The organism is Bradyrhizobium sp. BR 10261, from assembly GCF_019455395.1.
GTDB lineage: Bacteria > Pseudomonadota > Alphaproteobacteria > Rhizobiales > Xanthobacteraceae > Bradyrhizobium > Bradyrhizobium manausense.
The window spans coordinates 16,770-32,965 of record NZ_JACOFQ010000027.1; the positions used below are offsets into that span (position 1 = coordinate 16,770).

The following is a 16,196-nucleotide window of genomic DNA, read 5'->3' on the forward strand; positions in this document are numbered from 1 at the left end:
ACCCACCCTACGGCGCCGTTATTGCTTCGGCAGCTTGGCCTTCAGCGCATAGAGCGCGTCGAGCGCCTCGCGCGGCGACATCTCGTCCGGATGGAGTGCCTTCACGGCGTCCATCAGCAGCTCGGCCTCGGTGGGCGGGGCGGCTTCCGCGGCGGCGCGCGAGGGGACGGCGAACAGCGGGAGATCGTCGGCGAGCGCTCGCGCCGTCTGGCCGCGGTCCTGCGCTTCGAGCTTCGCCAGCACCGATTTGGCACGCGTGATCACGGCCGGCGGCAGGCCTGCGAGCTTGGCGACCTGGATGCCGTAGGAGCGGTCGGCCGAGCCCGGCAGCACCTCGTGCAGGAACACCACATTGCCCTGCCATTCCTTCACCCGCACGGTCGCGTTGAACATGCGTGGCAGCTTGGCCGAGAGCGCGGTCAGCTCGTGGTAGTGCGTCGCGAACAGCGTGCGGCAGCGGTTGCTCTCATGCAGATGCTCGATCGCGGCCCAGGCGATCGAGAGGCCGTCGAAGGTCGCGGTGCCGCGGCCGATCTCGTCGAGGATGACAAGCGCCCGCTCGCCGGCCTGGTTCAGGATCGCCGCCGTCTCGACCATCTCGACCATGAAGGTGGAGCGGCCGCGGGCGAGGTCGTCGGCGGCACCGACGCGCGAGAACAGGCGATCGATGATGCCGATCCGCGCGCGAGCCGCCGGCACGAAGCTGCCGATCTGGGCCATCAGCGCAATCAGCGCGTTCTGGCGCAGGAAGGTCGATTTACCGGCCATATTCGGGCCGGTCAGCAGCCAGAGCTGGCCGGATCTTTGCGCCGGGCTCGGCGAGAGATCGCAGGCGTTGGCGATGAACGGCTCGCCGTTGCGCTTCAGGGCCTGCTCGACCACGGGATGACGACCGGCCTCGATCGCAAAGGCGAGCGAGCCATCGACCTCGGGCCGCACATAGTTTTCGTCGACCGCGAGCTTGGCCAGCGACGTTGCGACATCGAGCAGCGCAAAGCCTTGCGCGGCGGCGCGCAGATCGTCGCTGATCTCCAGCGCCTTGGCGCAGAGCCGCTCGAAGATCTCGAGCTCGAGGCCGAGCGCGCGGTCGCCGGCATTGGCGATCTTGGCTTCGATCTCGCCAAGCTCTGAGGTCGTGAACCGCACCTGGCCCGCCAGCGTCTGGCGATGGATGAAGGTCGCATTCAGCGGCGCCGACATCAGCTTGTCGCCGTGCTGGGCGGTGACCTCGACGAAATAGCCGAGCACGTTGTTGTGCCGGATCTTGAGGCCCTTCACGCCGGTGTCGTCGGCGTAGCGCGCCTGCATCGAGGCGACGACCAGGCGCGAGGCGTCGCGCAGGTTCCGCGCCTCGTCGAGCGCCGGCTCATAGCCGGCACGCACGAAGCCGCCGTCCCGCTTGAGCAGCGGCAATTGCTCGTCGAGCGCGCGGGCGAATTCGGCGGCGAGCTGGCGCGAAGGGCGTTGCAGCGCCGCCATCACCGCAGCGATCTCCTGCGGCGGCTGGTCGAGCTCGGACAGCCGCGTCAGCACCTGGTCGGCAGCGATGATGCCGTCGCGCAAGCCTGCAAGATCGCGCGGGCCGCCGCGGCCGACCGAGAGACGGGCCAGAGCCCGCGACATGTCGGGCGCACCGCGCAAAATGCTGCGGATGTCCTCGCGCGTCGCCGAATCCGCAACAAAGGCGCTGACGGCGTCGAGCCGCCGAGCGATTGCCGGCGCATCGGTCAAGGGCGCCGCGAGCCGCTGCGCCAGCAGGCGCGAGCCGGCCGAGGTCGCGGTGCAGTCGATGGCATCGAGCAGCGAGCCGCGGCGTTCGCCCGCGAGCGTCCGCGTCAGCTCGAGATTGGCGCGGGTAGCGGGATCGATTGCCATGGTCGCGCCGGAGGCTTCGCGCGCAGGCGGCGACAGCGGCGGATGCTTGCCGACCTGGGTGCGGTCGACATAGGTCACCGCGGCCGCAGCGGCGGTCGCTTCCAGCCGCGACAGCTGCGCCAGCCCGTCCATGGTCGCGACGGCGAAATAGTCGCAAAGGCGCTTCTCGGCGGTGGCACCGTCGAAGACATCGCGGGTCACCGGCGTCACCGCCGGCAGCTCCCGCAGCGTCTGGGCGAGCTCGTTGTCGCCATAAAGGGCGTCAGTGACGATCGCTTCGTTCGGATTGATGCGCGCCAGCGTTGCGGCGAGCTCGCCGCTGGAGCATTCGGTGACCGTGAATTCGGCGGTCGAGATATCGATCCAGGCAAGCCCGAAGCGGTCGCCGCCGGCGGATGAGCGCGCCCGCGCGATCGCCAGCAGGTAATTGTTGGCGCGCGCATCGAGCAGCGTGTCCTCGGTCAGCGTGCCTGGCGTCACCAGTCGCACCACGCCGCGGCGCACGACGCTCTTGTTGCCGCGCGCTTTCGCCGCCGCAGGATCCTCGGTCTGCTCGCACACCGCGACCCGGTGGCCGGCGCTGATCAGTCGGTGCAGATAATCCTCGGAGCGCTCGACCGGCACGCCGCACATCGGGATGTCGTTGCCCTGATGCTTGCCGCGCTTGGTCAGGACGATACCGAGCGTCCTCGAGGCGATCTCGGCGTCCTCGAAGAACAGCTCGTAGAAATCGCCCATCCGGTAGAACAGCAAGAGGCCCTGATGCGCCGCCTTGATCTCCAGATACTGTTCCATCATCGGCGTGACGCGCGCGGCGGCTTCTGCCTGCGGAGCCGGCGTTTCGTCAGGGGGCGGGACGGGAATGGGCTGTTGCATCGTCATGGGCGGCGCAACCTACAAAATTTCGCCGCGTGGTCCTATCGGTTTGGCCTGACAGAGGAGGTTTTCCACGTTGTCCGCAATGAGGCGCTGCCACATTCTCAGTCGTCATTCCGGGATGCGCCGCCAGGCGCAGGCCCGGAATCCATCGGGCCGCACGTCATGCCGGCAAATGGATTCCGGGCTCGCGACTTCGTCGCGCCCCGGAATGACGGAGGGTTTCGAATATGCGGCCCGCGAAACCGTCAATTGACCTGCCGCGGCCGCCCTCCTAAAACTCCGCCGACATTGAAGAATTTTCGCCGGACCGCGGCATTCAGGGAGAACGATGATGCGTGACGTCTTTATCTGCGATGCCGTGCGGACCCCGATCGGCCGTTTCGGCGGCTCGCTCGCCAAGGTGCGCGCCGACGATCTCGCCGCCGCTCCGATCAAGGCGCTGATGGCCAAGCACCCCAATCTCGACTGGGCGCAGGTGGACGAAGTCTTCTTCGGCTGCGCCAACCAGGCCGGCGAGGACAATCGCAACGTCGCGCGCATGGCGCTGCTGCTTGCAGGTCTTCCCGATTCGGTTCCCGGCCAGACCTTGAACCGGCTCTGCGCCTCCGGCCTCGATGCCGTCGGCGCCGCCGGCCGCGCCATCCGCTCCGGCGAGATCGAGCTTGCCATTGCCGGCGGCGTCGAATCCATGACCCGCGCGCCCTTCGTGATGGGCAAGGCGCAGGAAGCCTTTTCGCGCTCGGCCGAAATCTTCGACACCACCATCGGCTGGCGCTTCATCAATCCGCTGTTGAAGGCGCAGTATGGCGTCGATGCGATGCCGGAGACCGGCGAGAACGTCGCCGAGGAATTCCAGGTCTCGCGTGCCGACCAGGACGCCTTCGCGATTCGCTCGCAGCAGCGCGCCGGCCAAGCGATCGCGTCAGGCTATTTCGCCGAGGAGATCACGCCGATCACCATTCCCGGCGGCAAGGCCGGCCCTGTTACGGTCGACAAGGACGAGCATCCGCGGCCCGAGACCACGCTGGAAGGTCTGGCAAAACTGAAGCCGATCGTGCGCAATCCCGGCACGGTGACCGCCGGCAATGCCTCGGGCGTCAATGACGGCGCGGCCGCGATGATCCTCGCCTCCGAAGCTGCCGTGAAGAAGCATGGCCTCACGCCGAGGGCGCGCATCCTCGGCCTCGCCTCGGCCGGCGTGCCGCCGCGCATCATGGGTATCGGCCCGGTGCCGGCGACCCGCAAGCTGATGGAGCGTCTGGGCAAGAAGATCAGCGATTTCGACCTGATCGAGCTCAACGAGGCCTTCGCCTCGCAGGGCATCGCCTGCATGCGCCAGCTCGGCGTCGCCGACGATGCCGACTACGTCAATCCGCATGGCGGCGCCATCGCGCTCGGCCATCCGCTCGGCATGAGCGGCGCCCGGCTCGCGCTCACCGCCATCCATGGCATGGAAAAGCGCGGCGGCAAGCTCGCGCTCGCCACCATGTGCGTCGGCGTCGGCCAGGGCGTGGCCGTTGCGATCGAGAAGGTGAATTGACGGGACGCTACGCGTCCCGTCATCCCGGGGCGGTGCACTTGCACCGAACCCGGGATCTCGAGATTCCGGGTTCGATGCTGCGCATCGCCCCGGAATGACAGACGATAGGATCGTTATATGATCATCGAACGCGAGCAGGACGTCACGGCCGCCGCCCTGGCGGTGATGGAGCGGACATCCGATCCGCGGATGCGGCAGATCATGGTCTCGCTGGTCAAGCATCTGCACGGCTTCGTCCGTGACGTGCGCCTGACCGAGAAGGAATTCCGCGACGCCACCGCCATCATTGCCGAACTCGGCAAGCTGACCACCGACACGCATAACGAAGTCGTGCTGATGGCGGGCTCGCTCGGCGTCTCGTCGCTGGTGTGCCTGCTCAACAATGGCGATCAGGGCAATACCGAAACCGATCAGTCGCTGCTCGGGCCGTTCTGGCGGTTGAACTCGCCACGGGTGCAGAATGGCGGATCGATCGTCCGCTCCGAGACGCCGGGTGCGCCGCTGTTCGTCAATGGCCGTGTCGTCGACAAGAACGGTCGCCCCGTCGCGGGCGCCGAGGTCGATGTCTGGCACGCTTCGCCGGTTGGTCTCTACGAGAACCAGGACCCCGAGCAGGCCGACATGAACCTGCGCGGCAAGTTCACGACCGATGCCGACGGGCGCTTCGCTTTCCGCTCGGTGATGATGACAGGCTATCCCATCCCGACCGATGGCGCCGTCGGCCGCCTCCTGGCGGCGCAGAGCCGGCACCCCTATCGTCCTGCGCATCTGCACGCCCTGATCTTCAAGCCCGGCTTCAAGGTGCTGATCTCGCAGGTCTACGATCCCAACGATCCCCATATCGACAGCGACGTGCAGTTCGGCGTGACACGGGCGCTGATCGGCAAGTTCGTGCGCCACGAGACGCCGCATCCGAGCGCAGCTGACGTTTCGACGCCCTGGTATTCGCTCGACCACACCTACCGGCTCGAGGCCGGGGAGGCCGTGCTGCCGCGTGCGCCGATCAAATAGGTGTCGGCCCCAATGCCGGGGCGCGGAAAGGGTGCCAAAGCCGCTTCCCAAAATTAGTTATATTCTATAATGATTGTCGCAAAGTTGGTCCGGCCGGACCGAAATGGCCGGGGAGGAGTCCGCCAATGACATTCATCTATCCCACTGACAGCAACAAGGCACACCCGCTGCCGCTGTCGCCCGAGTACAAGAGCTCGATCAAGCGCGCGCCGAGCAAGCCCTTGATCCCGATGCGCCACACGCTGTCGGAACTGACCGGACCTGTGTACGGCCACGAGACCGTCCGCCAAGGGGATAACGACCTCACCACCCAGCACAAGGGCGAGCCGCTCGGCGAGCGCATCATCGTGCACGGTCATGTCCGCGACGAGGACGGCCGCGGTGTGTCCAACACGCTGGTCGAGATCTGGCAGGCCAATGCCTGCGGCCGCTACGTCCATGTCCGCGACCAGCATCCGGCGCCGCTCGATCCCAACTTCACCGGCGCGGGCCGCACGTTAAGCGATGCATCGGGCTATTACCGCTTCGTCAGCATCAAGCCCGGCGCGTACCCCTGGGGCAATCACCACAATGCCTGGCGCCCCGCCCACATCCATCTGTCGGTGTTCGGCCATTCCTTTGTCAGCCGCCTGGTGACTCAGATGTATTTCCCTGGAGATCCGCTGTTCCCGTTCGATCCGATCTTCAACTCGGTGCCCGACGAGAAGGCGCGGATGCGCATGGTCTCGTCGTTCGATTTGGAGAACACCAAGCCCGAATGGGCGCTGTGCTACCGCTTCGACATCGTGCTGCGCGGCAAGAACGCCACCCCCATGGAGAACCACTAACGTGCAGGATTCTGTGAAGCCCGATGGGATCACGCCGTCGCAGACCGTCGGCCCGTTCTTCAAATACGGCCTGACGCCGACAGGCGATTACGCCTGGAACGACGCCTTCACCAACTCGACGCTGACGCCTGACGTCTCCGGCGATCGCGTCCGCATCGAGGGCCGCGTGCTCGATGGCGACGGTGCCACCGTGCCCGACGCCATGCTGGAGATCTGGCAGGCGGATGCGCAGGGGCGCTACGCCGACCCGCAGGACAAGCGCGCGCTGCCGAACGCCAGCTTCCGGGGCTTTGCCCGCTGCGGCACCGACAAGGACGGCAATTATTCGTTCGATACCATCAAGCCGGGCGCGGTGCCGGATGCCGACGGCAAGCCGCAGGCGCCGCATATCGTGCTGGCGGTGTTCGCGCGCGGCATGCTGCGGCATCTCTATACCCGCATCTATTTCAGCGACGAGGCCGGCAACGCCGCCGATCCCGTGCTGGCGCTGGTGCCCGCCGACCGCCGCGCCACGCTGATTGCGGTGCGCGAGGCCGGCAAGGCCGTCTACAAGCTCGACCTGCGTTTGCAGGGCGACAACGAGACGGTGTTCTTCGACATGTGAAGCAGCGCGTGGCGGCGGCGCCTGGTCGCCGCTACGCTCCTCGTTGAGCGCAGTTGCAGCCGGCGCTGCGTTTAAGTGTCAGTCCCGCTGACCCAAAATCGATTGACCAATATCACATCCCGTAGTTCTGCGGAGCTTTTTCGCTCTGCAACCAGTCCGAGAGGAAAGCCCGTATTTACCGTAGTGATCTAGGGTCAGTGCCGAGTTGGATTCGCGCCCGGATTGCTCCATGAAGATTCGCCTGTCGTTGTCTTCCGCGATCATTGCATTTGGGATTGTTCTTGCGATCGGTTTTACGGCGGTCGTGTCCACCAGCCTGTATGCACTGCGCGAGCTCAAGGTCGGTGGTCCGCTCTATTCCGATATCAAGCTCGGCAACGATTTGATCGCCGACATCCTGCCGCCGCCGGAATATGTCATCGAGGCCTATCTCGAAGCCACTCTGGCCATGCGTGAGCCGGACCAACTGGCGGCTCATGGCGAACGCCTGGTCCAGCTCCGCAAGGATTACGACGAGCGCAAGGCCTATTGGACCGCCTCCGGCCTCTCGGCGGACCTGAAGACGGCCCTGGTGTCCAAGTCCGACGCTGAGGTGCAGAAGTTCTGGAAGCTGTTGTCCGATCAGCTCCTGCCGGCCCTCAAGACCAGGGACGCGGCCGCGTCCGAACGCGCCTATGCGCAGCTGAAGGACGCCTACACCGCGCATCGTGCCGTCATCGACAGCATCGTCGACAGCGCCAACAAGCAGAACGCCGACATGGAGAAGCTGGCCGCCGATCGCGACAGCGCGATGCTCACCATCTTGCTCGGCGTCTCCGCGGCCGTGCTTGCCTTCGTTGCGGCAGGCCTGCTCGGCGTCGCGCTTGGCGTGGTGCGTCCGATCGTGCGCATGACGGACACGATGCAGAAGCTCGCGGCCGGCGATCTCGCCGCCGACATTCCTTCCGCGCAACGTCAGGACGAGGTCGGCTCGATGGCGGGCGCACTCGAGGTGTTCAAGCAGGGAGCGATCGAGAATTCGCGCCTCCGCGAGGAGCAATTGCAGAAGCAACAGGAAGCGGCGCTTGCCAAGCGCGGTGCCCTGCAGCAGATGGCCGAGACCGTCGAGCGCGAGACCGGCCGCTCCGTCGCTACCGCGAGCTCTGCGACGCAAGGCGTGGAGCGGGCCGCCTTGAGCCTGTCCGAGATTGCGCGGTCCCTGTCTTCGGAATCGCAGGCGGTCGCCGCCGCCTCCACCCAGGCGCTCGGCAGTTCGCAGACCGTTTCGGTCGCCGCCGAACAGCTGAGTGCCTCGATCCGGGAGATCGCAACGCAGGTCGGACGCACCTCGACTGTTACCAAGTCGGCGGTCGCAGGCCGCGAGCAGGCGCGCTCGACCATCCAGGCGCTGGCCGGCGCGGTGAAAAAGATCGCCGAGGTCTCCGACTTGATCGGCGGCATCGCCGGCCAGACCAATCTGCTCGCGCTCAACGCCACGATCGAGGCGGCGCGCGCCGGTGAGGCCGGCCGCGGTTTTGCCGTCGTCGCGGCCGAAGTGAAATCCCTGTCCGACCAGACCGCGAAATCCACCGAGGAGATCGGGCGCCTGATCGCGGAGATCCAGACGTCGACGCAGGCCGCGGTCGACGCCGTCGAGACCATGGGTGGCCACATCGCCGAGATCGACGGCGTGGCGTCCTCGGTTGCCGCCGCGATGGAGGAGCAGGATGCCGCGACGCGGGAGATCGCCCGGTCGATCTCCGAATCGGCGTCCGCCGCGAAGGAGGTCTCAGCCAAGATCGGCAATGTCAGCCGCGACGCCGCTTCGGTGGACGATCGCGCAGCGGAGGTCAGGCAGGCCATCGCGGGCATGGCGGCCAATCTGGAATCGCTGCGATCGGTCGTGGTCCGCACCGTGCGCGAATCAACCGCCGCGGCGTAAAGCCCGGCATCAGCTCGGCCGCTGGCGCGTCGGGGTGTGATCGTGCAGTATGGCGCGGGGCAGGGGCATCATGGCTATGACACCTCCACAACTGCCGGCGGTCGCTGACCCCGGTTACCTCACGGCTGCATTGCGCAAGGCCCGCGCGCTGGACGCCGGCGCCGTGCGCGAGGTGACTGTGCTGCATGAGCGCGACACCGTGGTGTCGCATATCACCCGGCTCGGCCTGCGCTATGTCGGGGAGTCCTCAGGCTCCCCGCAGACGCTGATCCTCAAGACGCCGCATGGCGAATTTGCCAAAACACCCGCAGATCGTGGCGAGCACGAAGTCGAATTTTACTTGCGGCTCGCGCCCAACATGCCCCGGGGACTCGTATCGCGCTGTTTCGACGGGCGCTTCGACGCAGAGAGCGGGACCTGGCATCTCCTGCTCGAAGACCTCACCGATAGTCATGAACTCGCGACCGTGCCGACGCTGCCGCCGTCGCGCGACCAGTCGATGGCCATCGTCACGACGCTGGCGGGCATGCATGCGGTGTGGTGGAATCATCCCGATCTCGGCGAGACCGTCGGCACCTGGGCGAGTCCCGAGGACAGCGCGGCGCGCATGGACACCTTCGCCGGTCATTACGACCGCTTTGCCGACGAGCTCGGCGATCGCCTCAGTGAGGAGCGGCGTATCCTTTACCGCCGTCTCATCGAGCAGTCTGGCCGACTCTCCCAGCGCTATCATTCGCGCCGCCACGTCACCATCGTTCACGGCGATGCGCATACATGGAATTTCCTGTTGCCGCGGGCCGGCGTCGCGGACACCGTACGCATTTTCGATTTCGATCTGTGGGGGATCAATGTCCCCACCAACGACCTCGCCTATATGATGGCGATCCAATGGTACCCGGAGCGCCGCCAGGCGCTCGAGCGGGTGCTGCTCAACCGTTACTACGAGACGCTGCTCGCACGCGGTGTGACCGGCTACACCCGCGGCGCGCTTGACCAGGATTACCGCTGGTCGGTGCTGTGGCACATCACCAAGCCGGTCTGGCAATGGGCCATCAACCTCCCGCCGGGGATCTGGTGGAACAATCTGGAGCGCGTGATGATGGCGGTCGAGGATCTGGGGTGCGAGGAGTTGTTGTAGGGGCTCGCTACGCACTCGCTGTCGTCGCCCGGCTTGACCGGGCGACCCGGTATTCCAGAGACGTTTGTGGGATAGAGATGGGCCGCGGCGTACTGGATGCCCCGGTCAAGCCGGGGCAATGACAGCCGTGGTTACTCCATCACCGCATGTTCCGGCCCCGCCGCCTGCTTGCGCAGCACGGCCTTGGTCGAGCCGATCATCAGGGCGAGCGGGATGGTGCAGAGGATGAAGAACATCACCAGCTGGTAGTCGTGCGCGAAGGCGATGATCTGCGCCTGCACGCTGACCATGCGGTCGGCCATGGCGCGGCCGGCGTCGGTGGAGAGGTTGATCAGGCCGCGCACATCAGGCATCTGCAGCGCGTGGTTGAACGGATTGATGTGCTCCGAGAGGATCGCATAGGTCTTGCGCGTGCCCTGCGTCAGCTGGGCGATCACGATGGAGATGCCGACCGAGCTTGCGACATTGCGCAACAGCGTCAGCATCGAGGTGCCGTCGGTGCGCAGATGATTGGGCAGCGTCAGGAACGACACGGTCGAGAGCGGCACGAACACGAGGCCGAAGCCAAAACCCTGGATCACGCTGACGATGACGATCTCCGGCACCTGGGTCTGGTCGGTCCAGCCGGTCATCTGGAACAGCGAGGCAGCCGTCAGCGTCAGGCCTGAGATGATCAGGGTGCGGGCCTCGATGTACTTCATGATGCGGCCGACCATCATCATGGCAAAGAAAGTGCCGAAGCCGCGGCTCGCGAGCAGGCCGCCGGCCGTCATGATGGGATAGCCGATGACGTTTTGCAGGTAAGGCGAGGCCAGCGCCATGGTCGAGTACAGCACGAGGCCCATCACCGTCATGAAGATGCAGCCGGTGACGAAGTTGCGATCCTTAAACAGCGCAAACTGGATGAACGGGCGCGACGTCGTGAAGGAATGCGCGAAGAAGTAATAGAAGGCGATGCCGGAGATGACGAACTCGGTCACGATCTCGACCGATTCGAACCAGTCGAGCTGTTCGCCGCGGTCGAGCGCGAGCTGGAGCGCGCCGATCGCGATCGCCAGCGCGCCGAAGCCGAACCAGTCGAACTTGAGGCTAAGGTCCTTCTTGGTCTCATCCATGAAGACCATCAGCCCGAACACGGTGATCGCACCGAACGGCAGATTGACGAAGAACACCCAGTGCCAGGAATAGGTCTCGGTGAGCCAGGCGCCGAGCGACGGGCCCATGATCGGGCCCATCATCACGCCCATGCCCCAGATCGACATCGCCTTGGCGCGCTCCTGGAGCGTGTAATAGTCGAGCATCACCGACTGGGACAGCGGCACCAGCGCTGCGCCGAACACGCCCTGCAGCAGGCGGAACAGCACCATCTGGTTGATGTCCTGCGCCAGCCCGCATAGGACGGAGGCGAAGGTGAAGCCGCCGGCGCAGATGATGAAGATGCGCTTGCGGCCGAAGCGGTTGGAGATCCATCCCACCGGCGCCGTCATGATCGCGGCGGCGACGATATAGGAGGTCAGCACCCAGTTGATCTGGTCCTGCGAGGCCGACAGGGTGCCCTGCATGTAGGGCAGCGCGACGTTGGCGATGGTGGTGTCCAGCGCCTGCATGATGGTCGCGGTCATGGCGCAGATCGTCACCATGTTCCGGCGCAGGCCGGGGACCATCAAATGGGCATTAGGGCCGGACATACGCTTGGTCCTTGTCTTGCTCTTTGCGTCTTACTCTTTCTCTTGGCCCGCGGTCGCCGACAGGCCGAGCAGGCCGGCGAGCGAGCGCTGATGGCCGGTGTCGATGCTGGCATAGACGCTCATGCCCGCCTTCAGCTTCTTGACGTATTTGTCGCTCTCGTCGAAATAGATCCTGATCGGCACGCGCTGCACCACCTTGACGAAATTGCCGGTGGCGTTCTGCGGCGGCAGGATCGCGAATTGCGCGCCGGTGCCGGGCGACAGCGAGCCGATCTTGCCCTTGAAGACATGGTTGGGAAACGCGTCGACCTCGAGCGTGACCGGCTGGCCCTCCGTGACATAGGTGAGGTCGCTCTCCTTCGGATTGGCATCGACCCAGGGATGGGCGATGTCGACGATGGAGAACACCGCGGTGCCGGCGGCAACGAAGCGCCCGAGCTGGATCTGCTCGACCTGGGTCGCGATGCCATCCATCGGCGCCCGCAGCACGGTGTGGTCGAGATTACGCTGGGCGTCGTCGAGCTTTGCCTTGGCCTGCGCATAGGGCGGGAACTGCTCGAGCGGCAGCTCGGGATTGCCGAGCAATTGCGTCTTGGCGTTGGACAGCTGCTGCTTGACGAATTGCGTCTGTGCGCCGGCCGTCACCAGTGCGTTGGCCGCGTTGTCGAGATCGAGCTGGGAGCCGTAGTTATTCTTCACCAGCGCCTGCTTGCGCTCAACGTCGCGCTGCTTCAGGTCGACGCCCTGCTGGGCGAGGTTGAGCATGTCGCCGTAGATCTTGATGTTGGCGACGAGATTGTCATAGGTCGTCTGCGCCTGGGCGAGCTGTGCCTTGGCCTCATCCACCGCATGGCGGAACGGCACGGAATCGATCTCGAACAGCTCGTCGCCCTTCTTGACCGCCTGGCCTTCCTTCACGACCACCTTCTGGATCTTGCCGGAGATATCAGGCGTCACCAGCACCTTCTGCGCGCCGACATAGGCATCGTCGGTGCCGACATAGCGGCCGCCATTGAGATAGAAGGCCAGGCCGGCGATGACGGCCACGATCGGCAGCACCACCATCAGCAGGAAGCGGCGATAGCGGCGCAGGCCGGCGACGAAGCGGCGGCGTGGATCGGTGCCGGCCTTCTTGGTCGGCTTGCCGCTGTCGGCCTTCTGCTCGGGCTGGAATTTGAGAACCTGATCAGCCATAGCGCTGCTCCTTACGTGCTTGTTCCGCGCCAGACGTCTGGATCGCAGTTCGCACGTTTTCTTTGATGGTTTCGAGTTGGGTGAGGAGACGGTGGGCGTCGGACGGGCTGATGCCGTCAAGCGCGTTCGCGGTCAGCTCGGATTTGAGCCCGCTCATCTTGCCCAGCAGCGCACGGCCCGCCTTCTTCAGATAGAGGCGCTTGACGCGGCGGTCGGTGGCGTCGCTGCGGCGCTCGATCCAGTCGTTGTCGCAGAGCTTGTCGATCAGCCGCGTCAGCGTGATCGGCTGCATCTCGAGCAGCTCGGCGAGCTCCGATTGCTTCATGCCCTCGCTGCGCTCGACCTTGGCCAGCACCGCCCATTGTGCGCGGGTGATGCCGAAGCGCGAGGCCTCCTTGTCGGCATAGACGCGCAAGAGCCGGTACAGCTCGCCGAGCGTGAACAGGAAATTCTGGTCGACGGACGACCCGCGGGTCATAAGCTTGGTCTCCAATAAGCTTGGATATAATAAGCAAGCTTATGATTATTTGATGGCGGGTTAACGGGACGCTGTCCCGCCGCAAAAGCATGGCTGACCGCCGCGGCGCCGGGTCGTGCTTTGGGTTCCCCGGCCGAAATGCTAGAAAGCGGGCCGAATGACCCTCGCCAAGCCGGCCTTTCCGACGCCCGACCATGATCACGGACGCTGCACCGCGGACGCGCTGGCGCATGCGGAAGCGGTTTGCGAGCAGCGCGCGCAGAAATTCACACCGATTCGCCGCCAGGTGCTGGGGGCTTTGCTCTCCAGCCATCGCCCGCTCGGCGCTTATGAAGTGATCGACGAGCTCGCCAAGTCGATGCCGCGGCCGGCGCCGATCACGGTCTACCGTGCTCTCGATTTCCTGATGGCGAACCGCCTCGTGCACCGCATCGAAAGCCGCAACGCCTATCTCGCCTGCGCCGCCCACGACCATGACGCGACCTCGGCCGTGGCGTTCCTGATCTGCGAGCGCTGTGGCCTGGTCGGCGAGATCCCGTCAGGATCTTTCGCCGGGGAACTCAACGCCGCGGCGCGCAGCTCAGGCTTCGCACCAAAGCTGTCCGTGGTGGAGATCACGGGCGTCTGCACCCATTGTCAGAAGAAGTCCTAAAGCAACAACGGCGCAAAGCCGGACCTCAGGAAGAAATGTCCGCAACCGAAGCCACCCCGTCCGCCGGCCGCCCTCTCAGCGCCGGCGCCATCGCCCTGATGCTGATGCTGTGCCTGACCTGGGGCTTCAACCAGATCGCGGTGAAGCTCGTCATCCCCGACATCCCGCCGATGTTGCAGGCGACCATCCGCTCGATGGGCGCGCTGCCGGTGCTGTTCATCATCGGCAGCTTGCGCGGGGCAAAGTTCTTCGAGCGCGACGGCACGCTCGCCGCAGGTCTGTTTGCCGGCTTGATGTTCGGCATCGAATTCGTGCTGATCTATGAAGGTCTGCGCTTCACGCCGGCCTCGCGCGCGGTCGTGTTCCTCTACACCGCGCCGTTTTTCGTCGCGCTCGGTTCCTATCAGGTGCTGGGGGAGCGGCTGAGGGGCTCGCAATGGCTGGGGCTGGCCTTGAGCTTTGCCGGCGTCGCGCTCGCGATCGGCGTGCCGCAGCCGGATGTCGATGCCAAAGTGCTGCTCGGCGATCTCATGGTCGTCGGCGGCGGCGCGCTCTGGGCCGCGACCACGCTGGTCGCCAAGGCGACGCGGCTGCGCTTTGCTCCGCCGGAGAAGGCGCTGGGCTACCAGGTCGCGATGTCGATCCCGATCCTGGGGCTCGCCGCCTATCTGTTCGGGGAGACCATCCCTCATGCCCCGCGCCCGCTCTCGATCGGGCTGATGGTGTTCCAGACGGTCTGGGTGGTGGGAACGACGTTCACGCTTTGGTTCGCGCTGGTGAAGACCTATTCGGCCAGCAAATTGTCGGCTTTTACCTTCATCACCCCTTTGTTTGGCGTGGTGGCTAGCTATTTCATCATGCACGACACCCTAAGTCTGGCCTTTGGGGCGGCAGCCGTCCTTGTAATTGCTGGGCTTTTCCTGGTTAACCGTCCGAGCCGAGAGGCCGCGGCGCCAGCTGATGCATTGCTGAACGTCACCAAAACCTGATATTTGGACCCCATGAACAAGCTCGAAAACACCATCGATTCCGACATCGCCGGCCCCGCGCCCCGGCACAAGACCACCCAGGTGAAGGTGGGCAACGTCGCTGTGGGCGGCGGCGCGCCGATTGTCGTGCAGTCGATGACCAACACCGACACCGCCGACATCGACGGCACCATCGCCCAGGTCGCAGCGCTCGCGCGCGCCGGCTCCGAAATGGTCCGCATCACCGTGGATCGCGAGGAGGCCGCCGCGGCTGTCCCGCACATCCGCGATGGTCTCGCCAAGCGCGGCATCACCACGCCCCTGATCGGCGACTTCCATTATATCGGCCACAAGCTGCTGGCCGCCTATCCGGCCTGCGCCGAGGCGCTGGCGAAATACCGCATCAATCCCGGCAATGTCGGCTTCAAGGACAAGCGCGACACCCAGTTTGCCGACATCATCGAGATCGCGAACAAGAACAACAAGCCGGTGCGCATCGGCGCCAATTGGGGCTCGCTCGATCAGGAGCTCTTGACCAAGCTGATGGACGAGAACGCCGCCTCCGCCAATCCGCGCGACGTGCGCGCGGTGACGCGCGAGGCGATGGTGCAGTCCGCGCTGCTCTCGGCCGCGCGCGCCGAAGAGCTCGGCATGCCCAAGGACCGCATCATCCTCTCCGCCAAGGTGTCGGCGGTGCAGGACCTCATCGCGGTCTATCAGGATCTCGCCGCGCGCTCCGACTACGCCATCCATCTCGGCCTGACCGAAGCAGGCATGGGCTCGAAGGGCATCGTGGCCTCGGCCGCCGCGCTCGGCATCCTGTTGCAGCAGGGCATCGGCGACACCATTCGCATCTCGCTGACGCCGGAGCCCGGCGGCGACCGCACCCGCGAGGTGCAGGTCGGCCAGGAGCTGCTGCAGACCATGGGCTTCCGCACCTTCGTGCCGCTGGTGGCCGCCTGCCCCGGCTGCGGCCGCACCACCTCGACCACGTTCCAGGAGCTGGCGCGCTCGATCCAGGATTTCATCCGCGACGAGATGCCGACCTGGAAGACCAAATATCCCGGTGTCGAGGAGCTCAACGTCGCGGTGATGGGCTGCATCGTCAACGGCCCCGGCGAATCCAAGCACGCCAATATCGGCATCTCCCTGCCCGGCACCGGCGAAGCGCCGGCCGCGCCCGTCTTCGTCGACGGCAAGAAGTTCCGCACGCTGCGTGGGCCCACCATCTCCGCCGACTTCAAGGCGCTGGTGATCGACTACATCGACCAGCGCTACGGCCAGGGCGCCAAGGTGCCGGAGACTGCGGCGGAGTAGGTGTCTTTCAATTATCGAAGCGTGGGGCGGGTTAGCGTAACGTAACCCGCCTTATTTTTTGCGCGCGCGAAGTGGCGGGTTACGCTTCGCTAACCCGCCCTACG

The 16,196-nt window shown here is 65.5% G+C and carries 13 protein-coding genes; 9 read left to right on the forward strand and 4 right to left on the reverse strand.

Going from position 1 to position 16,196, the window contains the following annotated elements:
- Positions 1 to 18 precede the first annotated feature (18 nt).
- Positions 19 to 2,757: a DNA mismatch repair protein MutS gene (mutS, locus tag HYH07_RS27235; protein ID WP_220005377.1), complete on the reverse strand. Its 2,739-nt coding sequence runs from the start codon at positions 2,755 to 2,757 to the stop codon at positions 19 to 21.
- A 328-nt stretch (positions 2,758 to 3,085) separates the two neighbouring features.
- On the opposite strand from mutS, the gene pcaF reads away from it, so the two are divergent.
- The 6 genes from pcaF to HYH07_RS27265 all read left to right on the forward strand — a co-directional run bounded on the left by pcaF (position 3,086) and on the right by HYH07_RS27265 (position 9,795).
- Positions 3,086 to 4,294 carry a 3-oxoadipyl-CoA thiolase gene (gene pcaF, locus HYH07_RS27240; protein WP_220005378.1) on the forward strand — a complete coding sequence of 403 codons (1,209 nt, stop codon included), beginning with the start codon at positions 3,086 to 3,088 and terminating at the stop codon, positions 4,292 to 4,294.
- A 117-nt stretch (positions 4,295 to 4,411) separates the two neighbouring features.
- Complete coding sequence (locus HYH07_RS27245) at positions 4,412 to 5,305, forward strand: dioxygenase (RefSeq protein WP_220005379.1); 894 nt, start codon at positions 4,412 to 4,414, stop codon at positions 5,303 to 5,305.
- A gap of 125 nt (positions 5,306 to 5,430) precedes the next feature.
- Positions 5,431 to 6,132 carry a protocatechuate 3,4-dioxygenase subunit beta gene (gene pcaH / locus HYH07_RS27250; RefSeq protein WP_220005380.1) on the forward strand — a complete coding sequence of 234 codons (702 nt, stop codon included), beginning with the start codon at positions 5,431 to 5,433 and terminating at the stop codon, positions 6,130 to 6,132.
- A 1-nt stretch (position 6,133) separates the two neighbouring features.
- Complete coding sequence (gene pcaG, locus HYH07_RS27255) at positions 6,134 to 6,736, forward strand: protocatechuate 3,4-dioxygenase subunit alpha (protein WP_220005381.1); 603 nt, start codon at positions 6,134 to 6,136, stop codon at positions 6,734 to 6,736.
- A gap of 229 nt (positions 6,737 to 6,965) precedes the next feature.
- A complete protein-coding gene (locus HYH07_RS27260; RefSeq protein WP_220005382.1) occupies positions 6,966 to 8,657 on the forward strand; it encodes a methyl-accepting chemotaxis protein in 1,692 nt (563 codons plus the stop codon).
- A gap of 49 nt (positions 8,658 to 8,706) precedes the next feature.
- Positions 8,707 to 9,795: a phosphotransferase gene (locus HYH07_RS27265; protein WP_220005383.1), complete on the forward strand. Its 1,089-nt coding sequence runs from the start codon at positions 8,707 to 8,709 to the stop codon at positions 9,793 to 9,795.
- 131 nt (positions 9,796 to 9,926) lie between these two features.
- On the opposite strand, the gene HYH07_RS27270 is transcribed toward HYH07_RS27265, so the two are convergent.
- Genes HYH07_RS27270 through HYH07_RS27280 form a run of 3 tightly spaced genes read right to left on the reverse strand, consistent with a single transcriptional unit; the run spans position 9,927 to position 13,155 of the window.
- Positions 9,927 to 11,483, reverse strand: coding sequence for an MDR family MFS transporter (locus tag HYH07_RS27270; protein ID WP_220005384.1), 1,557 nt, complete (start codon positions 11,481 to 11,483; stop codon positions 9,927 to 9,929).
- Between the two features lie 30 nt (positions 11,484 to 11,513).
- Positions 11,514 to 12,677, reverse strand: coding sequence for an HlyD family secretion protein (locus HYH07_RS27275; protein ID WP_220005385.1), 1,164 nt, complete (start codon positions 12,675 to 12,677; stop codon positions 11,514 to 11,516).
- On the reverse strand, positions 12,670 to 13,155 hold the full coding sequence (locus tag HYH07_RS27280; RefSeq protein WP_057749986.1) for a MarR family winged helix-turn-helix transcriptional regulator: 486 nt from the start codon (positions 13,153 to 13,155) through the stop codon (positions 12,670 to 12,672). The genes HYH07_RS27275 and HYH07_RS27280 overlap by 8 nt, the downstream gene beginning before the upstream one ends.
- Before the next feature lie 157 nt (positions 13,156 to 13,312).
- On the opposite strand from HYH07_RS27280, the gene HYH07_RS27285 reads away from it, so the two are divergent.
- The 3 genes from HYH07_RS27285 to ispG are packed head-to-tail and all read left to right on the forward strand — an operon-like array spanning position 13,313 to position 16,092.
- The gene (locus HYH07_RS27285) at positions 13,313 to 13,807 is read left to right on the forward strand and encodes a Fur family transcriptional regulator (protein ID WP_057749983.1); all 495 of its coding nucleotides are present in this window, start codon (positions 13,313 to 13,315) and stop codon (positions 13,805 to 13,807) included.
- A 35-nt stretch (positions 13,808 to 13,842) separates the two neighbouring features.
- Positions 13,843 to 14,796, forward strand: a complete 954-nt coding sequence (locus HYH07_RS27290) for a DMT family transporter (protein WP_220005386.1) — start codon at positions 13,843 to 13,845, stop codon at positions 14,794 to 14,796.
- 12 nt (positions 14,797 to 14,808) lie between these two features.
- Entirely contained in the window at positions 14,809 to 16,092 is a 1,284-nt protein-coding gene (gene ispG, locus HYH07_RS27295) for a flavodoxin-dependent (E)-4-hydroxy-3-methylbut-2-enyl-diphosphate synthase (protein WP_220005387.1), read from the forward strand.
- Positions 16,093 to 16,196 lie beyond the last annotated feature (104 nt).